We start from the raw sequence: 24,553 nt of genomic DNA, 5'->3' as shown, positions 1-24,553 counted from the left end.
CTAAAAACAAAGAAACGAATGTACGTTCCTATACTACTAGTATACATGGAGTTACAGAAAAAGGAAATGAAAACTTCGTGCTGTGCACGACCAACATTCATCCCCTCCCTACCACTGGACTATGTCCTGCACGCGCTTGAGGAAGGGGACTTCTGTTGGAGTACTGCTAAATCTAACGAGAGAATATAACTATTTTTTTATGAATAGGGTTGTAAATTTTAGTGATTTTTAAAACAGTTTCCTTTTATAGGGACGATTTCTTTTATCAATGAATATACTATTTTAAGAAAATGAAGGGGTGAAGGGAATTGGATTATTTAATTGAACTAAATCAGTGGGGTATAAAAGAAGGATTCCCCACCAAGCCCTATGCAGATGCTGATTATATACAAGCTGATAAGAATATACAGGGAATAAACAGTGCATTACAATTTGCGGCGGTTAACAATTATGTTGAAGTGATTCTTCCAAAGGGGAATTATGCGATCTGTTACCCTCGTGAAATCGCTATGGTTTCTAATATTGACTTTAATTTAAATGGTTCAACACTAAAAGTAATATATGATTCTAACAAAAAATCACCATTCGATAATAGAACAACTACTGATTATTACAACTTTAAAGGAAATAGTGTTGTTTTTAGCAAAACCACTAATTCTCATTTATTTGGCGGAACCGTCATTGGATGTAGGGATGATAGGAGTTTCTCGAATCCTTTAGAAGCAGCAATGGAGCACACATATGGAGTTCTCTTTCAAAGAAGTTCAAGTTATTGTTCTATGACAAATTGTACAGTTCGCGATTACATGGGTGATAATGTTTCATTTAGCTCAGATTCTATATATAACTATGGTGAATTTGATCAAGGACTTACATTAAGTGCTTTAGATTACACAACTGGACAACCAATCACCTCGGCTAATACACTCATAACAAAACTGTTAAACATACCTCAAGATTTAACACCAAAGATAAATTCTTTCCTTATAGCTGGCGCAGGATACGCTAGAAAAACTAATTTAAATACTAAAGAATTGGACATCTTCTTTTACGACAATAGCAACAAATTCATAGGGGTTATGAAGAAAAGACGAATTTATACCGATATTTCTATTCCTGTTACTGCAACTAAGTTTAGATTGCAGTATTACAATGAAACCAACCCAAGTAAGAATATGCAGATTACTATTATGTTTGGCGGGATTCCCCATCATAATACAGTGAAAAAGTGTGAAATATTTAATGGGCATAGGGGCGGTATTACTTTAGGTGGTAGCTATAACAAAATTGTAAACAATAAAATCCGTGATAATGGAAAAGGTTTGGTTAGGTTTTTGGATGGAAAACCGCTTTTCAATGACCCGACTAGGTATTCGATAAATATGGAAGATAGTTATGGGGCAAGCTGTACGATAAAAGATAACGAAATTTACGGTAGTTATCATGGTATCTTAGTCGGGTGTTACGATGTTTTAATAGAGCACAATCACATTTACAACATTGATAATATTGCAATCAATTTGTATTCTCTCGTGCATGCAAACATTAAGGATAACTTCTTATATAACTGTCAAAACAACATTGGCCTTATGACTTCTAATTTTAGTGCGGCGTTTGTGAATATCGAAGGCAACAGCTTTACAGGTGGCATCATGAATGTAACTAGTGATTCATACAGGGTTTCATTATCAAACAATCAATACGTAAATCCTGACATGATTGCAATGGGCGATAATTGCACGTTTGATAATAATTACATTATTTTTACAGAAAATCTAGTTACTGCACCGTGGCTAAAGGCAAACAAAATAAGCAGATGTACCTTTAAATCTGTTCCTATACAAAAGGAAATGACGTTTAAAGTGAAAGAGTATGATAATTGTAGATTCGAAAACTTACGAGTCAGATCTGAAAATCCAAATCCTAAGAATGTAGATGTCTGTGAATTCACTAGATCAGAATTTATTAATTGTGAGCTGAGAAATCATATGTTTAGCGGACGCCCCATGAACGTTAAGGTTACTAAATCAAAGCTTATAGATACGACCTGCGAAGTCGGTATTACAAATGTGGACAACCAAGTATCATACACATCATTAGAAGAATGCGATATCACTATCAATACCAAAAATAATCTGTTTTTATCAGATACAAACAGACCCTATACAATTTATAAAGCAGCAAATTGTATAGTCACGATAAACAATACATCTTTTGGTGCCTTATTAGCATCTGGCTCAGCTAATGCAGCGAATGAACTAGTTCTGGAAGGAAATGAGTTTGTTTATACAGGCTCTACACCTCTGAATTTAAAATACTATACAAATAAAAATCACATACGTAACTTTGTTGATTCAGACAATATTTTTACAAATATCACTTTACCTACTGTTTCCTAATGAAGACTAAGTGTATGTGAAGCAATAAAAGAAACCGGCTATGTAATAGGAGTCGGTTTTTAATACATAACGTATTTATTCCATGTTAAGCGAGGGCAACCGGTTTAATAGGGTCAGTCGCCCCCGGGAATCGCCTTATCTCTATCAATCTAAAAAATAAACTACCTCAAGATGAGAAAAATGAATTTCGTTGCTATAAAAGGAACGAATTTCTTGTTTTGGGGATATTTGCATTTCTTGGCTTGATGGCAATGGGATGAAGCCCCCCACTGATCAAACTTTCACTTTATTGCATTTCAAGGTTTTAAAATAATATCTATTAAAAAACCATATGAATTGAATCAAGTTATAAAAATATATATTAATCTAGGTTACATATGTAAGTGATGAATCATAGAATATGAGGTAATACTATTGCAAAAACACGAAATACTTATTAAGGAGCGATCAAATGAAGACATACTTTAATAAAAGAAGAATAAGCAGAAGAGACTTGAAGGAATATAAGCTCATTGGGGATGGGAAGGATGGAGAAGTATATCAATTAACTCATGATAAATGTGTGAAAATGTTTTTCCTGGAAGAAACTCAAAAAAAAGAGTTGAAAGCTCTGGTAATTGGACAATCATCACCTATTATTCCACGACTTTATGAATATGGAGAAAATTATATTGTCATGGAGTATATACATGGAATTTCACTTGCACGTCACTTGAAAAAAGAAAAACAGATCACTGAAGAATTAACTGAAAAAATATTAATAATGTTGGATGAATTTAAAAAGATCGGATTTACCAGATGGGACACGGAAGTAAGACACGTTTTAATAAATGAAGAAGGTCAGTTAAAAGTTATTGACCATAAAAGAGCTTTTACCTCAAATAGCAAGGCTCCTATTAAATTATTAAAGGGGTTTAAAAAATTTGGACTGTCACAGGATTTTTTAAACTATGTGAAGAATATACCTTCTTCTGCTTATAATACATGGGTGAAACATTGATAAAAAACCGAACGACCTGGGCCATGCCCTGCACATAATTAAGGAAGGGGACTTCTGTTGGAATACTGTTAAAAGATGATAAACAATAGAGCAAGCTCTCCGCTAATGACCGTTTCTTTTTGTAGCATCAATCATAAGTTAAGTAGTACAAGGAGTGATAAAAATAATGAGAGAGTGTGTTTTAGTCATTGGTGCTCACCCTGACGATGAGCTATTAGGAGTCGGCGGGACTTTAAAAAGACTAGTAGAAAATGGCTATCGGGTAATTTCAATCATTACCGCTTTAGGAAGAAAAGAGGAAGCACATCACATACAGCAGCTAAGCCGGTGTGCAAATAAGGTAATTGGTATTGAAGAAGTGATATTCCTCGAGCATGCTAATTTAGAGTTAGAATTAATTCCGCTGCATCAGTTAACGAAAGAAATAGAACAATTAATACAGACCTATAAACCGAGTAAAATCTTCACCCACCATTATGGAGATGTCAATATTGATCATTTAATTACTTTTCAAGCGGTTTTGACCGCGACTCGACCTCTGCCGAACCAAAAACCGATAGAATTAATTACATTTGAAACGGTTTCCTCTAGTGAGTGGAATATCCACACGAATGATAAAGCTTTCAAAGCTAATTATTTTGTCGACATTACAGATCAAATGGATTCAAAGATTGCGGCGCTCAAACATTACGATGTAGAAATGAGAGATTTTCCTCATCCTCGTTCATATGAAGGAGTTCAGTATTTAGGAAGAGTTAGAGGAATGACGATTGGCGTACAATACGCTGAAGCGTTCGAAGTGGTAAGGAGGATCTGGCGATGAAAAAGAAGCATATGTTTCCATATCCTTATGTAATTAAAGAAATGGATAAATATTTTGGAATTCATTCGTTCTCATTTCAAAAAAAGAAGAATGAAATGTACGAACGTTATACAAATACAGGGCCAAAGACGGTCCGAAAGAAAAGCCTTTCTATATTAATTGCTACGTTTTGGGACTATCCTCATACTGGAGGTTTATCTAATTATATTACGGCACTTAGTGAAGGGTTAAGACAACAAGGACATCAAGTCGACATTATCTCCCCTAATCAATTTCCTCGGAGTAAAGTAGAGACCCTGCGTGAAGTAGTTGTTCCCAGATTAAAAAATTTCTTTAATACACGTTATGGAAGTTATAATAGCATGATTTTGAAAAATCACAGACATATGTATATCTATGAAAAGATGCTTCTTCACAATATCGACTTAAAAAAATATGATATCTTCCATGCGCAAGATTTGTTTACAGCGAATATATTAGGAAGAATCAATGTATATTACGGAAAACCTTTGTTGTTTACACCCCATGGGATGTTTACTTTTAACCGGCTGAAATTTGGTATATTTAAAAAAGGTTCGCTGGAAGAAGTCTATTATAAAACATTAGAAAGAAAAGCCATTGAATTTGCCAATCACCTTATCATTCTCAGTGATTCATTTCGTGATCCGTTAATGCAGCTAGGGACTAAACAAGAGAACATGACAACTGTGCTTACGGGCATTGATTACCCTGAGAAGTATCGCACAAAAAATACATCAGCACACAAGAAGGTCGTTATTACATGTGTGGCGAGATTAGGCCCAAGAAAAGGCCATAATGTATTATTTGACGCACTTTCAAAGCTGAAAAGAAAATATACTGATAACATTAAAGTGCTCATTGTCGGAGATGGTGAGATGAGAGACACTTTAGAAAAGCAAGTTGATTCTTTGGGTCTTTCCATGGTGGAGTTTTTAGGGGCAAGGAATGATGTGCCAAACATTTTAAGCAAAACCGATGTTTTTGTACTTCCAACCCTAAACGACAGCCTGCCTATTTCTATCATTGAGGCCATGCATAGTGGAGCTTGTGTCATTTCGACAACATCGGGAGGCATACCTGAATTGGTGAATCACTCCAAGACAGGCATTCTAGTCGCTCCAGGAGATACAGATAAACTGGCACGTGCATTAAAGTTCGTCATTGCAAATCAGCAAGGTCGGGAGCAGTTGGGTGAAAGTGCAAGAAACTTTGCTAAAAAGCATTTAACTAGAGAGACAATGACAGCTCATATTGAAAAGATCTACAAAAAGTATTTGAGTGAGGAAGAATTCTATGAATCATGAACACGCAGCAGTTGTACTGGACTTAAGTGCCAATGGAATCGGAATCATCAGAAGCTTAGCGAGAAAAGGGATCAACGTTTATGCGTTCGATATAGAGAAACCTTATAAGATAGGAAAATCACGTCTTGCTTCATGTGGAGTATGCCCAAGTCCTTTATCAGAAGAAAAGGAATTACTAACTTTTTTAATCAATTTGGCTAAAGAATTTAAACTGAAACCGATTTTGTATACAGGTGCGGATGATTATGTGGTGTTCATTTCAAAATATCGAATGGAACTGTCTAACTACTATTTATTTTTGTTTCCTGAACATTCGCTGATTGAAGAAATACTGGATAAACACAAAATGTATGAATTAGCAGTGAAGCATAATATTACATGTCCTAAAACGTATGTGATCGAACATAAAGAACAAATGGAAGAAGCGATATTGGCCCTCGATTTCCCATGTATATTAAAGCCGACTTTGGGCCATGAGTTTCGAAAAAAAATAAATAAAAAGGCCATATTCATAAAAGATCCAGATCAACTAAGAAATGAGTATGAATTGTATCGACAGCATGGAAAGCTCATCATTCAGGAAATCATTCCTGGCGACAATCAGCATTTTTATAAAGTGGCCACTTTTTATGACGACAATATGGAGCTACTAGCGTTATTTTCTTTGCAAAAGAATCATCAATTCCCAGCTGAATTTGGAACGGGAGCTCATATTGTTAGTAAACAAGTTCCAGAATTGGTGGATATATGTTTACCATTTTTTGAAAAAATGAACCTTAAAGGTATTGGTATGGCAGAGTTTAAAAAGGACCCCCGAGATGGGGTTTATAAGTTTATTGAAATAAATCCTCGTTTTTGGTTAACGCATAGCTTGACAGGACCTGCTGGCGTGGATTTTGTTTATATGTATTATTTATATTTAACCAAGCAAAACCCCGGGCCGAGGATCAAACAAATAGACGGTGTCAAATGGATTTATCTTGTGCGGTATTATTTAACGTTCCGTCACAAGAAAAAAAGAGCTGAAATGACGTGGAAAGATTTTTATGAAGGCTTGCGAGGCAAAAAAGAGTTTGCTTTGTTTGCATGGGATGATCCAATGCCATTCATTAGAAGTGCGTGGTCTCATTTGAAGAACGCCTGGAAACAAAAACGAAAGGAATGAAAACGTTGTACGAGGCAAAAGTATTATTCCATCATTTTGAGAAGTTGAAGATTTCAGAAAAGCTTTCTTATTCAATGGCTGAGAAGGTTGTAATAGACCCTGCTAAAATCGAGTGTCTAAAATCAACAACAAGAATGAGTATCTACAAATTATCTCTTCGAAAAAAAACGAATCATTATCCCATTATTTTAAAAATATATCATTCAACAAACTATAAAAATGAAGTAGAGATTAATGTATATCAGAGAGCTTATCCTATATTGAGAGAGTTTCTTCCTCAAATATACCATGTTGAAAAAAACGGAAATGACACCTGGATATTCATGGAATTTGTTCAGCAAGTACGCGGCCAGATCACCTTCTCCCCGAAACATTTTGACTACATTATCCCCACCGTTGCCAAACTTCACGCACACACATTTGAAGACAATTTTAAAAAGCATAAAGATGTTTGGAAATCTTGGCTTCCTATTTATGAATCAAGCCACATGAGAAGTAATCGAGCCAAATATATTGGAAAGACGATTGCTTTTCTCGATGACGCAGCGAAAGACGACCGGTTAAGGGAGATCATTAAACCCTATCATAAACCGCTAATAAAACTATTTCATAAGGGACCGGATTTTTTCCCGGAACTATTTGAAAATGGTTCATCTATAACGCATGGTGATCTTCATATGCAAAACATGTGCAGCAACAATGTGACACCGGGTGCACCATGGAACATCCAGTTTATCGATTGGGAGTCCATTAAATATGCACCCGTCTGGTTTGATATGGTTGTTTTAGTCGAAATATTATTAGGTTTCAGAAAAGATTGGCAGAGCCATGCAGAAGAAATTCGCACGCATTGTGTGAAATCATATACAAAACAAATGCAGAAGAATGGCATTCAATTTAAAACGGCCCCAATTGACCTTTACAAAATGGCGTATTTGCAGAGAACATTAGAAAAGGGATTGCATACCCAGCTACGAAGAATATTTGATAACCGCGGCGGTGAGCTATTAACGTATCATCTTGAAAAAGTTTCAACTTGGGGAAGAGAATTAGGTTTATAAGATAAATAAAATTTTCACATTAGTAGAGTTAGGAGGAGATGCTTCTGAATACAATAAAGGAAGAGCGAAATGAATACATCTGTCCCTTCCATGCGAGCCTGCTAAAAGTCATGGATGAATACTATAAAATAGATAGTAAAACGAATCATTTAATGGAACCATTTCAGACATTTGGAATCAAAAAGAATCGCATACCAAGTAAAACAAATAAACTAAAGATTCTCTACGTAACGTTTTTGCGATATCCAAATACTGGAGGGTTATCAAATTATATTACTTCCTTAAAAACAGGTTTTGAAAAGTATGGTCATGACGTAGATGTCATCTCACCTACTCAAATGACAGCAGTTCATCTAGAGCAAGATATCCCGCAGGCTGCCGAACATGCAAGGGACTTTCTGCTGCAACGATATGGTACAGTCAATGAAAAAATTATAAAAAACACTAGTTTCATGAATGTGTATAAGTCTTTCTTAAGAGGAAGAAGTCTAGAACAATATGATGTGTTTCATGCACAAGATTTATTTTCTGTCTTTTTATTAGGACAACTAAATCTAGAATATAAGAAACCTCTTTTTTTTACACCGCATGGACATTTTACAAAAAGCCGGTTAAAGTTCGATAAAATAAAAAAAGGATCAATTGAGGAAGTTTATTTTAGTGAAATTGAAAAACAGGGAATAAGAGCATCCGATCAAATCATAACGATCAGTAATTCTTTTCATTCCCCTTTAAAAGAGTATGGCGCAAAGATAGAACAACTGGTTACTGTTCATACAGGCATACATTTTCATCAAGCTTCTATACCTAAACAAGAGTATAATGATAATCTTGTAATTTCCTGTGTTTCCCGCCTTTCTCCCAGAAAGGGTCATGACATTTTTCTGAAAGCGCTCTCGCAAATTCAACAAGATTTATCTAATGTAGAAATATGGATTGTTGGTGATGGTGTCATGAGAGAAAGACTAGAAGACCAAGTACTACAACTTGGTCTCGACAATATCAGGTTCTTTGGCAGAAGAACAGATATACCGGAAATCCTTTCCTCTTCTGCTATCTATGTCTTACCTACCATTAACGATAATTTTCCGATTTCAATTATTGAAGCTATGTTTTCTCGTCAAGCTATTGTTACAACAAATTGCGGTGGTATACCAGAAATGATTCAAAACGGAAAAACAGGGATCATTTGTGAACCGGGAAATGTACAACAACTTTCCGATGCTCTTAAATTGCTTTTAGCAAATAAGAGTCTTCGTGAACGTTTAGGAAGAAATGCTCAGGAATATTCACGACAACATCTAACTCAAGGTGGGATGATTTCAAAGATAGAAAGAATCTATCACTCTTTTATAAGCGATATGTAGAACATGTATGGAACGTCGTAATAAAAGAAATGATGCCTCAATCTATAAAGAAGAAATTCTTCATAGCCAGTTAAATAATAGTAAAGCGATTGAAGTATTAAAATGGAAGCCTGCTTCAGACGTCTCATTTGGTTTAGACCAAACGATTTCTTACTTAAAGAAAGCAAATCAAAGTAAAAGCTGACTTAAAGAAATTTGTATGTATGAAGAATGAATAGATAACTCATATGTGAGGAGCTAGTGTATTTGTCAATTGAAAATCCAGCCATTTTGTCATTAAAAACCCAGCCACTTCTTCGAAGTAATTGAAGAAGAATGGCTGGGTTTTTAACGATTATACGGGCTTACTTTTAGATTACCAAATACAAAAATCGCTTTAGTGACAATAAAATTTCTTTTATTTTACGTCTTACTCGCAATCCGCTCCATTACTTTCTCTAACTCATCCGGCTTCAAAAACTCAATAGGAGAGAATCCCTTCTCAAACGTAAGTGTATCCGCCTCAATCATTAGTACATATTTATCATTAACCTTGGCAATATGAATCTGTTCCTCAAAATCTGCAAGCAATGCCTTCACAGAAATATGATCTGCCTTTAGCTTTAATTCTATCTCAGGGGTATGCTCCACAATTTGCGCTGTAGCTTTCATTACTTCTTCCGTTGTGAAATGTTCCATAATTTCACGCTTAGGACTGGCGGCCCATACTTCCATCGCTTGGTCGAATTGTTCTCGTTCTTCCGTACCTTCTTCAAATACGTCTTCGATTTGGTCGTATACCATGTCCATAACTTGTGTTTTCATAATTTCTGGCATAGAGCGTTCGTATTCGACGAATTTTAAGAAATCCTCAAAGTAGCGTGCGTGTGATGCTTGGTGGATTTTTAGTTCGCCAGGCTCGACAATGCCTTCTTCTGGCATGTATGGGTATTGAATAGATTTCATATTTTTTGTCGTAATTGCCATTTCAACGTTGCGAATAAGTGTTGTTTCGTCGGAAATGGAAGCAACTTTTGGCTCGAAGTCACACTTCATAACGAATACGAATGGATCGTCAAAGTATTTCCTCAGTTTTGCTTGAGCAACTAAAAATACACCACCGCGTACTGCACTTGTATCGATATATGTATAAACGAGAGGTTCACTCATATCTTTAAAATTCTCTTTTGTTTCTGCAAAACGGATACGATTAAATAAATTATAATGAGGGTTGGAATCGAATTCGTGCCCAGTTTCTACAATAAATCGACCAATCTTTGTTGGGGCTTGTTCGGTTTTTGCATGACGTTCTACTTTTCGTTTAGATATTTTTAATAATTCACCATCTAAGAACTCTTTTAAGGGGCTGTCCTCATATTCTTCAGCATCTAACGTTTGAAAATGTTTATATCGCTTATCTGCTTGTTCACCTTTTCCTTCTACTTGTACGACATAGAAGGAGAGGAAGTTTATTTCAAAATCCATATTTATCACCTTGTTTCATTTCATTGACTCTTATCAGTATAGAGATGGAGAAAACTTTCGTCAATTTAATAAAATAAAACGGATAACAGAGGCTTACTATCTGTTAATTTGAAATATAGGAAGGGAGAGTCCCTTCCTATATAGTTCTTTGTTTTACTAATTTAAAATCCATCCTCAAGTGCTGAAAATGGAATGTTTAGTCGATTCTCTACAGTACGTAAACGCTGATTTAATCGATTGAGTCTACGTGTATGACGTTCTACTGTCTGTTGAAGTTGATTTACTCTTTGTTCTAGCTCATTTACTCGTCTTTCTAACTGACGGCCGCCACTACCTGGAAAGGAAATTGGAATTTGAAATTGTCTATTTGGATCATATGGATCAATTTGTTCTGTTTGTTCTATATATGGTTGATATTGCGATTGCCCGTCATATGATGGTTGATAGTTATAAAGGTTGTAGGGGGCATATGAATTATAGGGATACATAAACATCCTCCGTTCTCTAAATTTGCTTGAATTCATCATAATGTATGTGTAAGAGCGGATAGGTGGCACGGCAAATACCTATTTTGAATAGGGTGCTTCATCAAATGTATTCAAGAGAATTTGTGATAAGTTTTTATAAATGAGAATTGCCTATGAAGAATTCCAAAATATTAATGTATTAAAATTGTTTTTGAATAATCATTTGGTATATACTGGTTAAATAAGAAGGACATTACAAACTTAAGTTTTTTAAGTAAATATGTGTAGACATTTCTTAAAGAAAAGAGTAATTTTAATATAGTGGAAATCAAATTGTAATATTTTGTAGTCATATTGCAAAGTCATGTAATCATACATACATAAAATTGAAAACAAAGAGTAATGGTAGGGAAAAGGAGAGAGTATATTGTTACGTAAGGTACAAAGTATAGTAATAGGGGCACTATGTGTAAGTATAGTGAGTGGATGTGGTACAAAAATAAGTGAAGTTTCATTAGTAAGTGGCATAGGAGAGCATGCAGTAGAAGCTAAGACTGGTGTCAATGAAAGTGTAAGTTTAGTAGATGCTAGAAGTGGTAAAGAAGTAAAAAATGTTAATATAGCAAGCTTAGGTTATTTTGAAGATGAAAATAAGTTTAAAAAAGAAGTAACGAAGGTTGCTAAGGAAGTCGGAAAAACTATTGATCAAAAGATGGTCCCTTCTCGTATGGCAAGTGATGGAACATGGCAAGAAGGTAAGCCTTCTTATGAGTTAATGGAAAAAGAGCTAGTAGATAAACTAATGAACGTAGGAATGTGGGATTCTTCGTACCAACTACCAATTGTTGAGAAAAAACCTGTAGCGAAGCCGGAAGATGCAAGTGGAAATGGTGCAGTTTTAGGAAGATATGAAACAAACTTAGGTGGTTCTACAGGTGGTAGAATCGAGAATATTCGTTTGTCTGCAAGTAATATTAGTGGTGTCGTATTAGGAAAAGGAGATCGTTTCTCTTTTAACGCATTAATTGGAGATACAACACCGGACAAGGGGTATCAGTTAGGAAAAGAGATTGTTGACGGGAAACTAGTAGATGGTTATGGCGGAGGAGTATGTCAAACATCTTCTACTCTTTTTAATGCTGCAGATCAAGCTGGTTTAAAAATGGTGGAGAGAACTACACACTCCAAAACAGTAGGATACGTTCCACAAGGCCGAGATGCTACAATTGCATATCCATATTTAGATTTAGTGTTTGAAAATACAAATGAAGTGCCTGTGAAGCTTTATATGAGCATAGAGGGTGGAAAACTTGTTGCTGAGGTACGTGCAGCAAGATAAGAATTACCGTACATAAAAGTCTTATAGATTCAACTAACGATTAGTGGAAGATTAGGGGAATCTCCACTGATCGAAGTTTCACTTTATTATGATCTGAGCCATTCTTTCTAGTATTTTTCTAGAAGGGGTGGCTTTTTGTATACGTATAAATCAGTAATGAAAATTTATCCGCTATTCGCGGGCAGTAATACTCCCACCTCAAAAATCAGCAAAAGCAAAGAGATTAGGTGGGAGATAAACTTCCTGTAAAAGCTCGATTCTTGAGGGCTAATAATCAGTGGGGATGAAGCCCCAACCGATTATTAAAGATTTACTTTATCTACTGATTTAAAAAACTTCTTTTGATAAACTAGAATAAATAGGAAATAGGGTGTTTTAAAAGTATATTTACAATTAGGCAGCTATAATTTGATATAAACACGCCAAGTGAACCAAATGAAAGTTTGTCCAAATAGATAACAGTTTTAATAAAGGATAATAGGCATAACTTTGAGGAGGAGAGAACTATGCAATTCATTTTAGAAATGGTAGCAATTGCTGGAATAATATTTATTATTTTGATTTTAGGATTTAGTAAAACGTTAAAAGATGTCAATAGAAGGAAGAAGAATAAAGAAAACAAATGACTCATAATGCATAATGATAGAGAAAAAAGGTGCTTATGTATAGAAAGCATAAGTTTTTTTATAACAAAAATAAGGAGGAGGTCCGGCTGTGAGCTTTCCTCTTTATTTTTGTTATGTAATCCAAATCGGGAAAGGGTGAAAAGGAATTTAGTTTTTATGTTTTGTAAATATTTGATTAAGATGATGGTTCATATGATCAATATAATCTGTAACAAGCCATTCTAAAGTTACTTCCTGTTGGTCTTCCAACTTACATGTAAGTTGCCAGTGTTCATTCTTTACATTGCTTAGTAATTTTATCATTTGTATGTTAATAGCTTCCCATAATTTTAGAATTTCATTTGCTGAAAAAGATTGTTGATAATTATGTACTTGCACCCACAAATCTTGATCATAGCCAGTGAGTATAATTGTTTCCTTTGAAGTAAGAATATCAACAAAGCGTCTATGGTTTACCGTACCGGAATCGCAAAGATGACCTAATATTTCTTTTTTAGACCATTTTGTTGGGGCGAGTTTTATATCCATGTCAGAAAAAAGTATAATTTTTTGAGATGCAGTATGAATTATATGTTCTAATTGGGTTGCTAATGTAGACATGTGAATCCCTCCATTTTCATTAATAACTGAATGTTTGCAGCTCAATCCAATACCTTTTTACAACATTACCATCTTCTTCGATAAAATCATTATCACGAAGTCCTCTGTTATGCAAAATTGTTTTTTCTGAAGCAATATTACCTTCATCACAAACGACAAGTACTTTTGTAACACCTAATTCTATTATTTTTTCTAATGATAAAGCTAATAATTTTGTAGCATATCCTTTTTGTCTTGCTGAAGGACGAATACCATAACCGATATGCCCACCAGCATTGAATAGATGCTCAGTTAAACGATGACGAATATTTACAGCACCAACGATTTTGTTGTCATTTGTGATAAGCCAATAGGTAGAGTCCGGTACCCAACTATCGGGAATGTTTTTACCTTTCGCTGCATCCAGCAACTCTTGAACCATTGCTGGAAAATTAGAAGGATCTTTTGTGATAACCCAAGGAATCATCGTTTCACCACTATTTTTCCATTCTTGATAGAATTCTAAATATTCTTCTTGTAAGTCAATTGTGGGTTGTACTAAGTAGACATCCATTATTATTAGGCTCCTTTTATATATTTTTCGAAATATTAAAATAATCTTAACATAATTTGGATGGTAGAGAAATAAAGTACTTGGAGATATTGATGTTGATGAATTTAAAGGATATAGATTAGGAAAAGATTTCTACTCTAGAATCCCTTTGTTATGAAGTTAAATATTTTGAATTTATGTATGTATATTTATGGGTAATTAGAGAAACATATAAGAAATTAACTGGAGGTGAAGCAATGAATATTCGTGAAAATTACAATACAAATGAAATACTTATAACAGCTTCAGCGAGTGCTATTGAGCAAATGAAATATGAAATTGCTCGTGAACTTGGTGTTACACTTGGACCAGATTCTACAGCGCGTGCAAACGGTTCTGTAGGCGGAGAAATAACGAAGCGTTTAGTTCGTATGGGAGAAGAACAATTATCTGGACAATATAGAATTCATTAAAATATTTCTTTTTGAATATAGGTTATAAGTATTTTTTCTGTCTGGAATGTGTTTTGTTTCTTAGTCTGATGACAATAGAATACTGTCAGTAAATTAGAATAAACAAAAAAGTACTCTCAATGAGTACTTTTTTGTTTTCGCGTATTGAAACGACTTTTCAGAACCTTATTAGCAGGGGAACAAGGTTTTGAACAGAAACACTCTTCATTAAAAACTTAACGTTGATAGAATAAACAGTAAATTGAGAATTATTATATGGAATATTGCAAATGTTTAGTATAGATATTTTTTACTATGGTTATAGAGAAAAGATGTTTTTACTGTCTTGCTAGTGGAGAGGGGAAAGGAATAAAACTTAGCTTTTACTAATCGGGGAATTATGGATGTTTTATTTTCAGCAATCTTTTGTGAATTGGCCAGTTTACTTTCGGCTAATGCAAGTACAACTGTAAACGCCCCCTAGTATGATTTTTTCATTAAAAATTCCCCCGACTTTACGAATACATTTCGATATAAAAATGAGAAATACCATAATTATACATGTGAAACTTATCCGTAATAAAATGTTGTTCTGATTTTTTATAAGTAAGAAAAGACGGATAAAGTTTTGTTGACTTTCTCTTAAGGGAAGATTAATATGAATTTAAGTAGTATTATAAAATACCACTTAAATTCAATGCGAAATTTATGTGCAAAGTAAGGAGTGTTTCCATGATTGATTTATTAAAAAAGATAGGATTATCAGATCTAGAAGCGCGATGTTATTTGACATTACACGAAGAATCCGATTTGTCTGGCTATGAAGTTGCAAAACGGGTATCTGTTTCAAGAACAAATGTATATGCTGCGTTACGATCATTAACGGATAAAGGAGCTTGTCGAAGCATAGAAGGGGAGACGGTTCTTTATAATGCTGTTCCAATTGAGCAATTAATCCGTCTTTTTCAAACTGAATTTGAACAGACTTCGAAGGCACTTATCAATCAATTAAAAACTCCACCTAGACCTGCACCTGCTTTTTATAATTGGCAAGGAAGTAATGCATTAGATAATGCTGTACGCCGCGTTATTGCAAATGCGGAAACATCTATAGTTGTAGATGTTTGGTCAGAAGACTTGCACTATATAGAGGAAGCACTACTAGTAGCGGAATGCAAAGGAATTAGTGTTATCTTAATTACAATCGGAACATGTAAAACACCTCTTAAACATGTATTCCAGCATTATAGGGATGAAGAGTGGCCTGCTGATGAAAGGAAGTTTTCTATTCTCTGTGATTCTAGTTCAGCTTTAATTGGTAGTTTCGGAGGAGAGATTAAGCCATCTGCATTAGAGACGAATCATCCAGCAGTAATTGAAGTAATAAAAAATGCTTTTTACCATGATATGATGATGCAGCACATCGAAGAGGATTTTGGGAAAGAATTTCAAGAGAAGTATGGGGAGAATTACCGGAAAATGTTAAGCTATTTCAAAGAGAAAGGCTGGCATATTTAATGACGGCAATTGATATTCAATTTTGTAGTGAACTAATAAAACGTGTAGGAACCCGTTTATATGAAATTGCTAAAAGAGCGATTTCTTCCCATTCCACATATTCAATAAATGCACAAAAATCATTACAATGACTCAGCCAATACTCCTGTTGCCATCCACCATATCCAGGCGTTCTATGGATAAGTTCTTTTACTTTTTCTTCATCACTTACTTCCTCACAGGAGTATGGATCTTGAAATTCTCCATCAAATTTTTTAGATGCATTTCCATTAGCAATACACCAAGGACAGATGCTTTCTACCCTTTCTATAGAATAGAAAGGACCACTATAAACATACTCACGTTCGTTTTTGCAAACAGAACAAGTCGTAAATTCTTTTTTAAAAATCCCTAGTTCTAATGCGTTTGGATTATATTTAAAGGTTGGTAATTGCACGTCTGATTCCCCCATAAATGCTATTTAAATTTACATCGTATTTCTATTGCTAAATTGTAATCAGGTTAATTTGAATATAAACAAAATATCTTTATTTTACAAATATTACTGGGGATGATTTGACTGAAACATTAACGAGAAAGAAGATTTTTTCTAATTTCATGTTACATATTTTTGTGAGTTGATTAACTTATGGATGTCCAACTTAATAGTAATTGCACGGCATTTTTTATTTAGGACTTGAATTACTAGTTTTTTCAGATTATTATGTATGAAATAGTTCATCAGATGAATCGTTATAAAAAGATCTTAAATTGTATATGAAATCTGTAACAGAATGGTGGGAGAGAATGAAATGAAAGCTGTAACTGCAAATCTGATAATTGCTTTAAAAGAGGTACTTCCTGAAACACAAGTAGTAGTAAATGAAACGGTGAGAGAACTGCACAGTAAAGATGAATCTTATCATCCTAGCAGTCTGCCTGATGTTGTTGTATTTCCAACAACGACAAAAGAGGTTAGTGAGATAATGAAACTAGCGAACAAGTACCAAACACCAGTTGTACCATTTGGAGTGGGCTCAAGCTTGGAAGGTCATGTAATTCCATATGAAAATGGCATTACAATTGATTTTTCACTGATGAATCAAGTGCTGGAGGTAAGAGAAAAAGATTTTCTAGTTAAAGTGCAACCTGGAGTAACTCGTTCACAGCTTAATAAAGAATTAAAAAAGTATGGATTGTTTTTTAGTGTGGATCCAGGGGCGGATGCAACATTAGGTGGAATGGCTGCTACAAATGCAAGCGGAACGACCTCAGTAAAGTATGGCGTTATGCGTGATCAAGTTCGTGATTTAGAAGTTGTGCTTGCAGATGGAACGATTATACATACAGGGAATTTAGCTGCAAAGTCGTCATCTGGTTATCATTTAAATGGTATTTTCGTTGGATCAGAAGGAACACTTGGTTGTTTTACGGAATTAACGCTAAGAGTATATGGAATACCTGAGCATACGATGGCAGCAAGAGCATCTTTTCCGACAGTGAATGATGCGGTAGAAGCTGTAATTGATATTTTACAAGCTGGCATTCCGATTGCGAGAATTGAGCTTGTTGATGAACTTTCAATGAAACAAGTTAACAAATATAGTGAAACAAACTATAGGGAAGAGCCAACGTTATTTTTAGAGTTTCATGGAAATGAAGCGGGATTAAAACAAGATATTGATTTCACAAAAGAAATTGTTAAAGATCACAAGTGTAAGGCTGTTTCATTTGAAACAGAAACAGCAGCAAGAAATAAATTATGGGAAGCAAGACATAATTTAGCATACGCTTATGTTCATAGTTGCCCAGGGAAAAAACTGATGAGTATGGATGTTTGTGTACCAATTTCAGAGTTAGCAAGTGCAATACAGTATGCAAAAGAGACTTTAGATGCTATGGGAATTGTTGGGGGAATACTTGGACATGTCGGAGATGGGAATTTTCACGTTCTATTAATGGTGAATCCAAATGATACAGAGGAAGTGCATAAAACAGAAGCGGCAAATGAAAAAATTGTGATGTATGCTCTTGAGCGCGGTGGAACATGTACAGGTGAACATGGGGTAGGGATTGGTAAACAAAAATATCAAGAAAAAGAGCATGGAGCAGCACTTCTTGTGATGAAAAAAATGAAACAAGCTCTTGATCCGAAAAATATTCTGAATCCAAATAAGATTTTTAAAATTAAAGAATAGGGAATGATTCTGTCAATGACTCACGACTGAAGTCGCGGGTTTGGAAACTTTGCTTCCTTTGGGGAACAAAATTTAAATAAGATTGAGACGATGCTTCACTTGAATATTGAAGCCTTAACCGTTCTGTCCTCTCTTTATGTACGTGACTATACAGATGTTGAAGGAACGCAAATCATCAATATTTCTTCAGGAGGAGGATACTTGATTGTTGCTGATGCTGTGACCTACTGCGCGACAAAGTTCTATGTAAGTGCCTTTACAGAAGGTCTCGCACAAGAATTGAAAGGAAAAGGAGCAGCCATGCAAGCGAAAGTCTTGGCTCCTGCTGCAACAGAGACCGAATTTGCGAAACGATCCTATGATGTTGATAATTTTGAATATAATGGTGTTGTTCCTAAGTTCCATACAGCTGAACAAATGGCCGGTTTCTTGCTCGATTTATATGACAGTGGGAAGGTGGTAGGAATTGTGAATGGAGAAACGTATGACTTCGAATTAAGAGATCCGATTTATCCGTATGTGACCAGGACAAGAAACTAGTTTTTGAAAATCCCAACATAACAAAAAGCCGATAGTTCTGAAGTGACCCCAAAAAGTTAGACACATTTTAACAATTGGGGGCAGTTCATTACTACAAGTTCTTTTTTATTTTTCCTATAATAGCAAATGTAATTTCAAGGCTTATAATTTGTTATTTGCAAATATAGAATCTTCTAAGTGAATTACAGGGTATTGTTTAGAATCTAAGTTTTTAGTTATGACTGGATATAGTTCCATTTTCTTAGACAAATCAGTGATTGAAGCGCTCACTGTAAACCCATTTTTCGCATATAGATATATATGGAATTTATCATTCTTAGTCGGCAAAAAATTAATCTCAGATATTATACTTTGTATTTCGCTCGGTAATTTATTTAACTCCGAAATAAGTTTTCTAAGTTGTTTTTCATCATTTCTAGTAAATTGTTTTATTACAGGTACACTTTTGGAGATTTTATCATTTGTAAATTTATCCAACATTGTACCATTTTCAAGTAGAAGATAATACTTATTATCTTTAATCATATATGCAACAGTGCTATTTTCTTTAACATTAATAGTGACTCGACTTGGAAAGTTCTTTGAAATTTCGACTTCTTTAATCAGATTATTTTTCTGTATTCTTTTTTTTATATCTTCTTCATGTAAATTCCAATAATTATCTTTGTCGCTTAAATTGGATAGACTTATAATTTCTGCTTTTGAAATTATTTCATTTCCTGTTACATATATTGTTGAAATTTTTCCAAAGCGATTTAAAAATAATAACAAAATAAAAGTTATTAATCCACATATACTTAATGCTTTTTTCCTTCTAGTTGCTTTTAAATTTCGACTTTGTATTAGTTGTTGATGACGAACCTGTTGGTTAAATGGATATACATTATTTTGATTCATAATACCTTCCTCTAGTAGCCTATTATATTCCATTTAAAAAAATGCTCTAACATTTGTTGTTTAGTATGTTAATGGCCATCATGTACATATTTCGACTTTTTTACACTGCAGGGTGTATCCCCTAGCCCTGAAACGGACATAAATTCCTAAAACATTATATACATAATAGAATAATTTCTCAATATAGTTATAATATACAAGTGATATTCTTCACAATTAAATAAACAGATACAGCATTTTAGATTTCTAATTAAAAAATTAGTAACATTTAGTGATATAGTAAATCATCTCTAAGTGTTCTTAAAAAAATATCACCATTTTGTAAAATAATCAAGGTATCGAAAGAAATTTCATTCTCCCGATATCTAATATAGGGAATAAGGGAAGTAATGCTAAGAAAGATGAATGATTATTTTCATCGCGGGACTGAGAAGATGCCACCTCTAAGCGAAGGATAGGTGGCGAGTAGTTCATAAATGCTTCGTAAAAAATCACATAAACAAAGGGAGAAGAGTGATAAACATTCTTCTCCCTTTGTCTGTAATTAGGGTTAGCATTATACTAATAAATATACGCTGTTGTGAACTGCTAGATGAACAATCCACTTCTAAGATTTTAACAGAAATAAATAATAATATGATATGCAATATTGCATATTAAGATATAGATGTTCGGTATATACCCTAAATTGGAAGACTTGTATTTTATATTAAGTATATACAAATAAAGAATAATCCGCCAGTATCTAAATTGGCGGATTATTCTTTATTTTTTCCATTCTGTAAGTGTAACATCCCATAGTAATACATCGGTATCAATGAACTTGATACAAAGTTCATTTGCTTTATCCAACTCTATTTCAAAGGAACTTTTTGATGTAGATATGTTTTTTTCAGAGAATTGAACTGTTTGTACATCTTTTCCATCCACAGAAATAATTATCTTTCCAGAACGTTTACTAGCACCATCTGGGATACCAAGATAGCCCGAAATTTTTACATATTTACCCTTTAACAAGTATTTAAATTGCTGAAAATCTGTTCCATTACTACTATACATATTTAATTTAGATTCAATTTTTTTATGAGCAATTTCAAAACTATGGAAATTTTTATCTTTCGGTGCATATCCATTAGTTTCTGTCAGTTGATTTAGTCCTATAATAGTTCCGTTTTTGAGAGAGTGTTGCTGCTTTTCTATTGATTTGTTAAATTCACCTACAACAACAATCAATCCTAAAGTAAGGATTGATGCTGTTACACAAGTAATAATAAGTTTTTTAAAAAAAGTATTTGAACGAAATCCTATTTTATATGCAGCAAATCCTATTATAGCACCCATTGCATTCACAATTACATCATCAATGTCAAAACCTCCAAGAAAAGTTAGCATTTGTAAAACTTCTAGTATAAGGATTGAAATACAAAATGAGGTAATGAATCGAATGAAGCTACAGCGGTATAACAAAGGAATTAGTACTCCAAAAGGTATGAATGCAGTTAAATTCCCAAAATTAAAAACCCATAGGTTAAAGTCTTCTTCACCTGTCATATTTGGTAATCCTAAAGGAATACTAGTCGGAATTAACTGGTATTGGTATTCATAATTAATATATTTTAATCCCAACCTATCAAAACCAAGAAACATAAAGTAAAGTATTAAAATTGAATAAAAACCTAATATTGTGAGGACAATCTTACGATGTTTACCTTTGATAATAAAACCTCCTATTACTCAAGAATATTCGTATTGTTTTTATTAAATATGTATTTTTAAAATATAGCAATAAAAACATATTAATATAAGTAATAATGATGTATCAACAAAAAAAAAATTGTCAAAAAGTTAAATTGATAAAGGTGGTGAATAAGTATATCGGAATCAATTTTTGGTGATTTATTTATTTTAAATGTCGTTTAAACGTAATTTATATTTTTGAATAAAACTTATACACTACACAACTTTAAAAAGGTATTTTATACAGTTCATTCATAAAACGATTATTAACAATTCGATAAAATTTGTGAGGATTCAAAAAACATTTTTCAAACAATAACAAAATTGTGGAACACGCTTGTTGAGAAGATTGAACATGAAATGTGTATAATCCGTAGGACAGGGTGCTTACAATTTAGATTTTGAATAAATTTATTGTGGAATAAATTTCATAAAACTTATATATAAAGATATTAAATTATTGTCGTTAAAGATATCTCTAAAGACTCTAAATAGAGAAAGTGTTCTTTAATTTTGTTTGACAGGAAAATTTTCATTTGTATAATTAAGAAATGAGTTTATCTAGGTATTGTTATTTTACTTTTCATTTGAAAATGGATCTATCGCTCTCACATTAGTAGTTATGCTAGTAACAGACGGATTGGAAACGTTTAATATAATGTCGTTTTTATTTGATTTACAATGATGTTTATTATTTCTGAAAAGTACGAATACTCCCGTTTAATAACATATTAATAAGTTTACTTGGGTATTTGAAGTTGTATTATCGTTAATCGTAAAATGCAATATACTAAATTAGTTAATGATTTTTTATTAGAAATCTATCAGCTGTAATAAACTTATTATTTTTAATTACATTTAGAACTGTATTATTTTAATATATTGTACTTAAGAGGAGAATGAAATGAAACAAAAACAGAAAAAAAATACTAAAAAAAGTACGATTCCCTTAAGGTTGAATATATTGTTTTTCTGTGTATTTTTACTATTTTCAGCTGTTATTATTCAGCTAGGAAAAGTACAAATCATTGATGGAGAGAGTTATAAGAATATAGCGGAGAAACAAGGGAATTCCACAATCAGCATTCCCGTTCCACGTGGGCAAATTTTTGATCGGGAAGGAGAAAAAGTTGTTAACAACAATGCTATTCGTACTATTACATATACAAGGATGAAGGGTGTAGATTCAGAATGCATTCTAAAAACAGCTAGAGATCTGGCAAACGTACTTGAAATGCCAGAAGAAGACATAAATAAGTTAACCGAAACAGATAAAAAGGATTTTTGGGTAAAGTTAAATAAGGAAAAGGCTCAAAAAAAGATTACGAAACAAGATGAGGCAAAATTCCGAGCCAAAAATATTGAAGGGAAAGAGCTTGATAAAAAAATAGAGGAATTAAGACGAGAACGTATCACAGATAAAGAACTAGGCGAATTAACACCAAAAGATTTAAAAGTATTAGCTATTAAAAGTAAAATGAGTTCGGGCTACTCAATGACACCTCAAATTATAAAGAAAAATGTGCCTGAGAAAGAATACACCATTATAAGTGAAAATTTAGCTAAATACCCAGGGGTAGATACAACAGTTGAATGGGAACGTAATTATGTAAATGGTGATTTATTTCGTTCGGTATTGGGTAATATAACAAATTCTGAAGAAGGACTGCCTAAAGAACACTTAGACTCTTATATGGTACGTGGTTATAGCCGTAATGATCGCGTAGGAAAAAGTTATATTGAACAACGATATGAAGATGTATTACATGGAACAAAAGCAGAAATTAAAAATATTACTGATAAAGAAGGAAACATTATTCGAACGGAAACCGTTTCTAAAGGGAAAAGCGGAAACAATGTAACGTTAACAATAGACATGAAATTACAGAAACAGGTAGAAGAGATTATTGAAAAGCATTTAAAAGCTTTTAAAGGTTCAGAACGTTTATTAGACCGAGCATTTGTTGTTATGATGAATCCAAAAACGGGGCAACTTTTATCTATGGCAGGGAAAAAATTAGTCAAAAAAGATGGAAATATAGAAGTGGAAGATTATGCTTTAGGCACAATGACAAGCTCCTACGAGCTTGGATCTACTGTAAAGGGAGCAACACTTTTAACAGGATATGAGACAGGTGCCATAACACCAGGAACATATTTTTATGATGCACCAATGAAATTTAAGGGAACAGCAAAAGCTAAGAAATCTTGGAAAGACTTTGGAACTATTGATGATATAAGGGCATTACAAGTTTCATCTAACGTGTATATGTTTAATACAGCTTTAAAAATTGCAGGTATAAATTATGTACCGAACAGTTCTTTAGATATTAAAGCGGCTACATTTGATAGGATGAGATATTATTTTGGGCAATTTGGATTAGGAGTTTCGACTGGAATTGATTTACCAAATGAAACGTTGGGACAACAAAAAAAACAAAATTATCAACCAGGTTTTTTACTAGATTTAGCTATTGGTCAGTTTGATACATATACGCCTTTGCAACTTGCACAGTATGTTTCTACCATTGCAAATGGGGGGTATCGAATGAAGCCGCAGATTGTACAAGAAATTCGGGAGCAAACAACGCAAGAAGAAGATATTGGTAAAGTTGTACAAACTATGCAACCGATTGTGCTGAACCGCGTAGATATGAAAAAGGAATATATCGACCGAGTACAAGAAGGCTTTAGGCAAGTGTTCCAAGAGGGTGATGGAACTGGTGTGAGGTATTTTCAAAAAGCTCCTTATAAACCAGCTGGTAAAACAGGAACAGCGCAAACAGTTTATGGAGGCGAGGACCCTGTTGGTAGAGATTCAGAAGGGAATCGTATTCATTGTTACAATTTAACTTTAGCAGGATATGCCCCATATGATAATCCAGAGGTTGCATTTTCCGTTGTTGTACCATGGGTAAATGATGATAAAGGTGGAATTAATTCAATGATTGGTAAAGATATCTTAGATGCATATTTCGCTTTAAAAAAGAATCAAGGAAGTAACGTTTCTCCATAAACAAACAAGTTGAATGCTTCTAGTAAATATATATAAACGAAACGCCCC

At 33.8% G+C, this 24,553-nt stretch carries 20 protein-coding genes and 1 pseudogene; 14 read left to right on the top strand and 7 right to left on the bottom strand.

Annotation, left to right across the window (positions count from 1 at the left end; genetic code table 11):
• The first annotated feature begins 308 nt into the window (after positions 1–308).
• From JDS96_RS21475 to JDS96_RS21440, 8 genes are all read left to right on the top strand, one after another.
• Positions 309–2,399 (top strand): right-handed parallel beta-helix repeat-containing protein, encoded by a 2,091-nt coding sequence (locus tag JDS96_RS21475; protein ID WP_003198956.1) that lies wholly within the window; start codon positions 309–311, stop codon positions 2,397–2,399.
• A gap of 451 nt (positions 2,400–2,850) precedes the next feature.
• Positions 2,851–3,399, top strand: coding sequence for an AarF/UbiB family protein (locus JDS96_RS21470; RefSeq protein ID WP_098101310.1), 549 nt, complete (start codon positions 2,851–2,853; stop codon positions 3,397–3,399).
• 166 nt (positions 3,400–3,565) lie between these two features.
• Positions 3,566–4,222, top strand: a complete 657-nt coding sequence (locus JDS96_RS21465; protein WP_003198951.1) for a PIG-L deacetylase family protein — start codon at positions 3,566–3,568, stop codon at positions 4,220–4,222.
• Positions 4,219–5,547, top strand: a complete 1,329-nt coding sequence (locus JDS96_RS21460) for a glycosyltransferase family 4 protein (protein ID WP_199667967.1) — start codon at positions 4,219–4,221, stop codon at positions 5,545–5,547. Before JDS96_RS21465 ends, JDS96_RS21460 begins: the two co-directional genes overlap by 4 nt.
• Positions 5,537–6,712, top strand: a complete 1,176-nt coding sequence (locus JDS96_RS21455) for a carboxylate--amine ligase (RefSeq protein WP_199667966.1) — start codon at positions 5,537–5,539, stop codon at positions 6,710–6,712. The genes JDS96_RS21460 and JDS96_RS21455 overlap by 11 nt, the downstream gene beginning before the upstream one ends.
• 5 nt (positions 6,713–6,717) lie before the next feature.
• Positions 6,718–7,773 (top strand): phosphotransferase, encoded by a 1,056-nt coding sequence (locus tag JDS96_RS21450; RefSeq protein ID WP_199667965.1) that lies wholly within the window; start codon positions 6,718–6,720, stop codon positions 7,771–7,773.
• Between the two features lie 38 nt (positions 7,774–7,811).
• Complete coding sequence (locus tag JDS96_RS21445) at positions 7,812–9,140, top strand: glycosyltransferase family 4 protein (RefSeq protein WP_199667964.1); 1,329 nt, start codon at positions 7,812–7,814, stop codon at positions 9,138–9,140.
• A 7-nt stretch (positions 9,141–9,147) separates the two neighbouring features.
• Positions 9,148–9,324 carry a hypothetical protein gene (locus JDS96_RS21440; protein ID WP_199667963.1) on the top strand — a complete coding sequence of 59 codons (177 nt, stop codon included), beginning with the start codon at positions 9,148–9,150 and terminating at the stop codon, positions 9,322–9,324.
• A 218-nt stretch (positions 9,325–9,542) separates the two neighbouring features.
• Here JDS96_RS21440 and JDS96_RS21435 read toward each other — a convergent pair whose 3' ends face one another.
• Together JDS96_RS21435 and JDS96_RS21430 are read right to left on the bottom strand one after the other, a co-directional pair.
• Entirely contained in the window at positions 9,543–10,604 is a 1,062-nt protein-coding gene (locus JDS96_RS21435) for a DUF3900 domain-containing protein (RefSeq protein ID WP_199667962.1), read from the bottom strand.
• A 161-nt stretch (positions 10,605–10,765) separates the two neighbouring features.
• A complete protein-coding gene (locus tag JDS96_RS21430) occupies positions 10,766–11,092 on the bottom strand; it encodes a hypothetical protein (RefSeq protein WP_018767401.1) in 327 nt (108 codons plus the stop codon).
• A 406-nt stretch (positions 11,093–11,498) separates the two neighbouring features.
• Between JDS96_RS21430 and JDS96_RS21425 the strand changes: the two genes are divergently transcribed.
• A complete protein-coding gene (locus JDS96_RS21425; RefSeq protein WP_018781528.1) occupies positions 11,499–12,410 on the top strand; it encodes a VanW family protein in 912 nt (303 codons plus the stop codon).
• Between the two features lie 773 nt (positions 12,411–13,183).
• Here the strand turns inward: JDS96_RS21425 and JDS96_RS21420 are convergent.
• Together JDS96_RS21420 and JDS96_RS21415 are read right to left on the bottom strand one after the other, a co-directional pair.
• Positions 13,184–13,636 carry a DinB family protein gene (locus tag JDS96_RS21420; RefSeq protein WP_003198931.1) on the bottom strand — a complete coding sequence of 151 codons (453 nt, stop codon included), beginning with the start codon at positions 13,634–13,636 and terminating at the stop codon, positions 13,184–13,186.
• A gap of 19 nt (positions 13,637–13,655) precedes the next feature.
• Positions 13,656–14,189 (bottom strand): GNAT family N-acetyltransferase, encoded by a 534-nt coding sequence (locus tag JDS96_RS21415; protein WP_199667961.1) that lies wholly within the window; start codon positions 14,187–14,189, stop codon positions 13,656–13,658.
• 236 nt (positions 14,190–14,425) lie between these two features.
• Between JDS96_RS21415 and JDS96_RS21410 the strand changes: the two genes are divergently transcribed.
• Both JDS96_RS21410 and JDS96_RS21405 read left to right on the top strand, forming a co-directional pair.
• Positions 14,426–14,641: an alpha/beta-type small acid-soluble spore protein gene (locus JDS96_RS21410; protein WP_018767404.1), complete on the top strand. Its 216-nt coding sequence runs from the start codon at positions 14,426–14,428 to the stop codon at positions 14,639–14,641.
• Positions 14,642–15,352: 711 nt separating this feature from the next.
• The gene (locus JDS96_RS21405; RefSeq protein ID WP_003202962.1) at positions 15,353–16,138 is read left to right on the top strand and encodes a TrmB family transcriptional regulator; all 786 of its coding nucleotides are present in this window, start codon (positions 15,353–15,355) and stop codon (positions 16,136–16,138) included.
• A 16-nt stretch (positions 16,139–16,154) separates the two neighbouring features.
• Here the strand turns inward: JDS96_RS21405 and JDS96_RS21400 are convergent, their stop codons facing one another.
• Positions 16,155–16,574 carry a CbrC family protein gene (locus JDS96_RS21400; RefSeq protein ID WP_199667960.1) on the bottom strand — a complete coding sequence of 140 codons (420 nt, stop codon included), beginning with the start codon at positions 16,572–16,574 and terminating at the stop codon, positions 16,155–16,157.
• A gap of 355 nt (positions 16,575–16,929) precedes the next feature.
• Between JDS96_RS21400 and JDS96_RS21395 the strand changes: the two genes are divergently transcribed.
• Positions 16,930–18,315 carry an FAD-binding oxidoreductase gene (locus tag JDS96_RS21395; protein ID WP_018767407.1) on the top strand — a complete coding sequence of 462 codons (1,386 nt, stop codon included), beginning with the start codon at positions 16,930–16,932 and terminating at the stop codon, positions 18,313–18,315.
• A gap of 36 nt (positions 18,316–18,351) precedes the next feature.
• Positions 18,352–18,855: pseudogene (locus JDS96_RS21390) on the top strand (SDR family NAD(P)-dependent oxidoreductase); the annotation flags it as partial.
• A 141-nt stretch (positions 18,856–18,996) separates the two neighbouring features.
• Here the strand turns inward: JDS96_RS21390 and JDS96_RS21385 are convergent.
• Together JDS96_RS21385 and JDS96_RS21380 are read right to left on the bottom strand one after the other, a co-directional pair.
• Positions 18,997–19,752, bottom strand: a complete 756-nt coding sequence (locus JDS96_RS21385) for a cell division protein FtsQ/DivIB (RefSeq protein ID WP_242479957.1) — start codon at positions 19,750–19,752, stop codon at positions 18,997–18,999.
• A 765-nt stretch (positions 19,753–20,517) separates the two neighbouring features.
• Positions 20,518–21,417: a VanZ family protein gene (locus JDS96_RS21380; RefSeq protein ID WP_307838198.1), complete on the bottom strand. Its 900-nt coding sequence runs from the start codon at positions 21,415–21,417 to the stop codon at positions 20,518–20,520.
• A gap of 976 nt (positions 21,418–22,393) precedes the next feature.
• Here JDS96_RS21380 and JDS96_RS21375 point away from each other — a divergent pair.
• Entirely contained in the window at positions 22,394–24,505 is a 2,112-nt protein-coding gene (locus JDS96_RS21375) for a peptidoglycan D,D-transpeptidase FtsI family protein (RefSeq protein ID WP_199667957.1), read from the top strand.
• Positions 24,506–24,553 lie beyond the last annotated feature (48 nt).

The organism is Bacillus cereus group sp. N21, assembly GCF_016483395.1.
In the GTDB taxonomy this organism is placed as follows: domain Bacteria; phylum Bacillota; class Bacilli; order Bacillales; family Bacillaceae_G; genus Bacillus_A; species Bacillus_A pseudomycoides.
This window is presented reverse-complemented; position numbering and strand designations above follow the sequence as displayed.

Coding starts and splice junctions, on each gene's coding strand:
- JDS96_RS21470 (WP_098101310.1), top strand. CDS start 2,851: ATGAAGACATACTTTAATAAAAGAAGAATAAGCAGAAGAGACTTGAAG.
- JDS96_RS21465 (WP_003198951.1), top strand. CDS start 3,566: ATGAGAGAGTGTGTTTTAGTCATTGGTGCTCACCCTGACGATGAGCTA.
- JDS96_RS21460 (WP_199667967.1), top strand. CDS start 4,219: ATGAAAAAGAAGCATATGTTTCCATATCCTTATGTAATTAAAGAAATG.
- JDS96_RS21455 (WP_199667966.1), top strand. CDS start 5,537: ATGAATCATGAACACGCAGCAGTTGTACTGGACTTAAGTGCCAATGGA.
- JDS96_RS21445 (WP_199667964.1), top strand. CDS start 7,812: ATGCTTCTGAATACAATAAAGGAAGAGCGAAATGAATACATCTGTCCC.
- JDS96_RS21440 (WP_199667963.1), top strand. CDS start 9,148: ATGGAACGTCGTAATAAAAGAAATGATGCCTCAATCTATAAAGAAGAA.
- JDS96_RS21435 (WP_199667962.1), bottom strand. CDS start 10,604: ATGGATTTTGAAATAAACTTCCTCTCCTTCTATGTCGTACAAGTAGAA.
- JDS96_RS21430 (WP_018767401.1), bottom strand. CDS start 11,092: ATGTATCCCTATAATTCATATGCCCCCTACAACCTTTATAACTATCAA.
- JDS96_RS21420 (WP_003198931.1), bottom strand. CDS start 13,636: ATGTCTACATTAGCAACCCAATTAGAACATATAATTCATACTGCATCT.
- JDS96_RS21415 (WP_199667961.1), bottom strand. CDS start 14,189: ATGGATGTCTACTTAGTACAACCCACAATTGACTTACAAGAAGAATAT.
- JDS96_RS21410 (WP_018767404.1), top strand. CDS start 14,426: ATGAATATTCGTGAAAATTACAATACAAATGAAATACTTATAACAGCT.
- JDS96_RS21405 (WP_003202962.1), top strand. CDS start 15,353: ATGATTGATTTATTAAAAAAGATAGGATTATCAGATCTAGAAGCGCGA.
- JDS96_RS21395 (WP_018767407.1), top strand. CDS start 16,930: ATGAAAGCTGTAACTGCAAATCTGATAATTGCTTTAAAAGAGGTACTT.
- JDS96_RS21385 (WP_242479957.1), bottom strand. CDS start 19,752: ATGAATCAAAATAATGTATATCCATTTAACCAACAGGTTCGTCATCAA.
- JDS96_RS21375 (WP_199667957.1), top strand. CDS start 22,394: ATGAAACAAAAACAGAAAAAAAATACTAAAAAAAGTACGATTCCCTTA.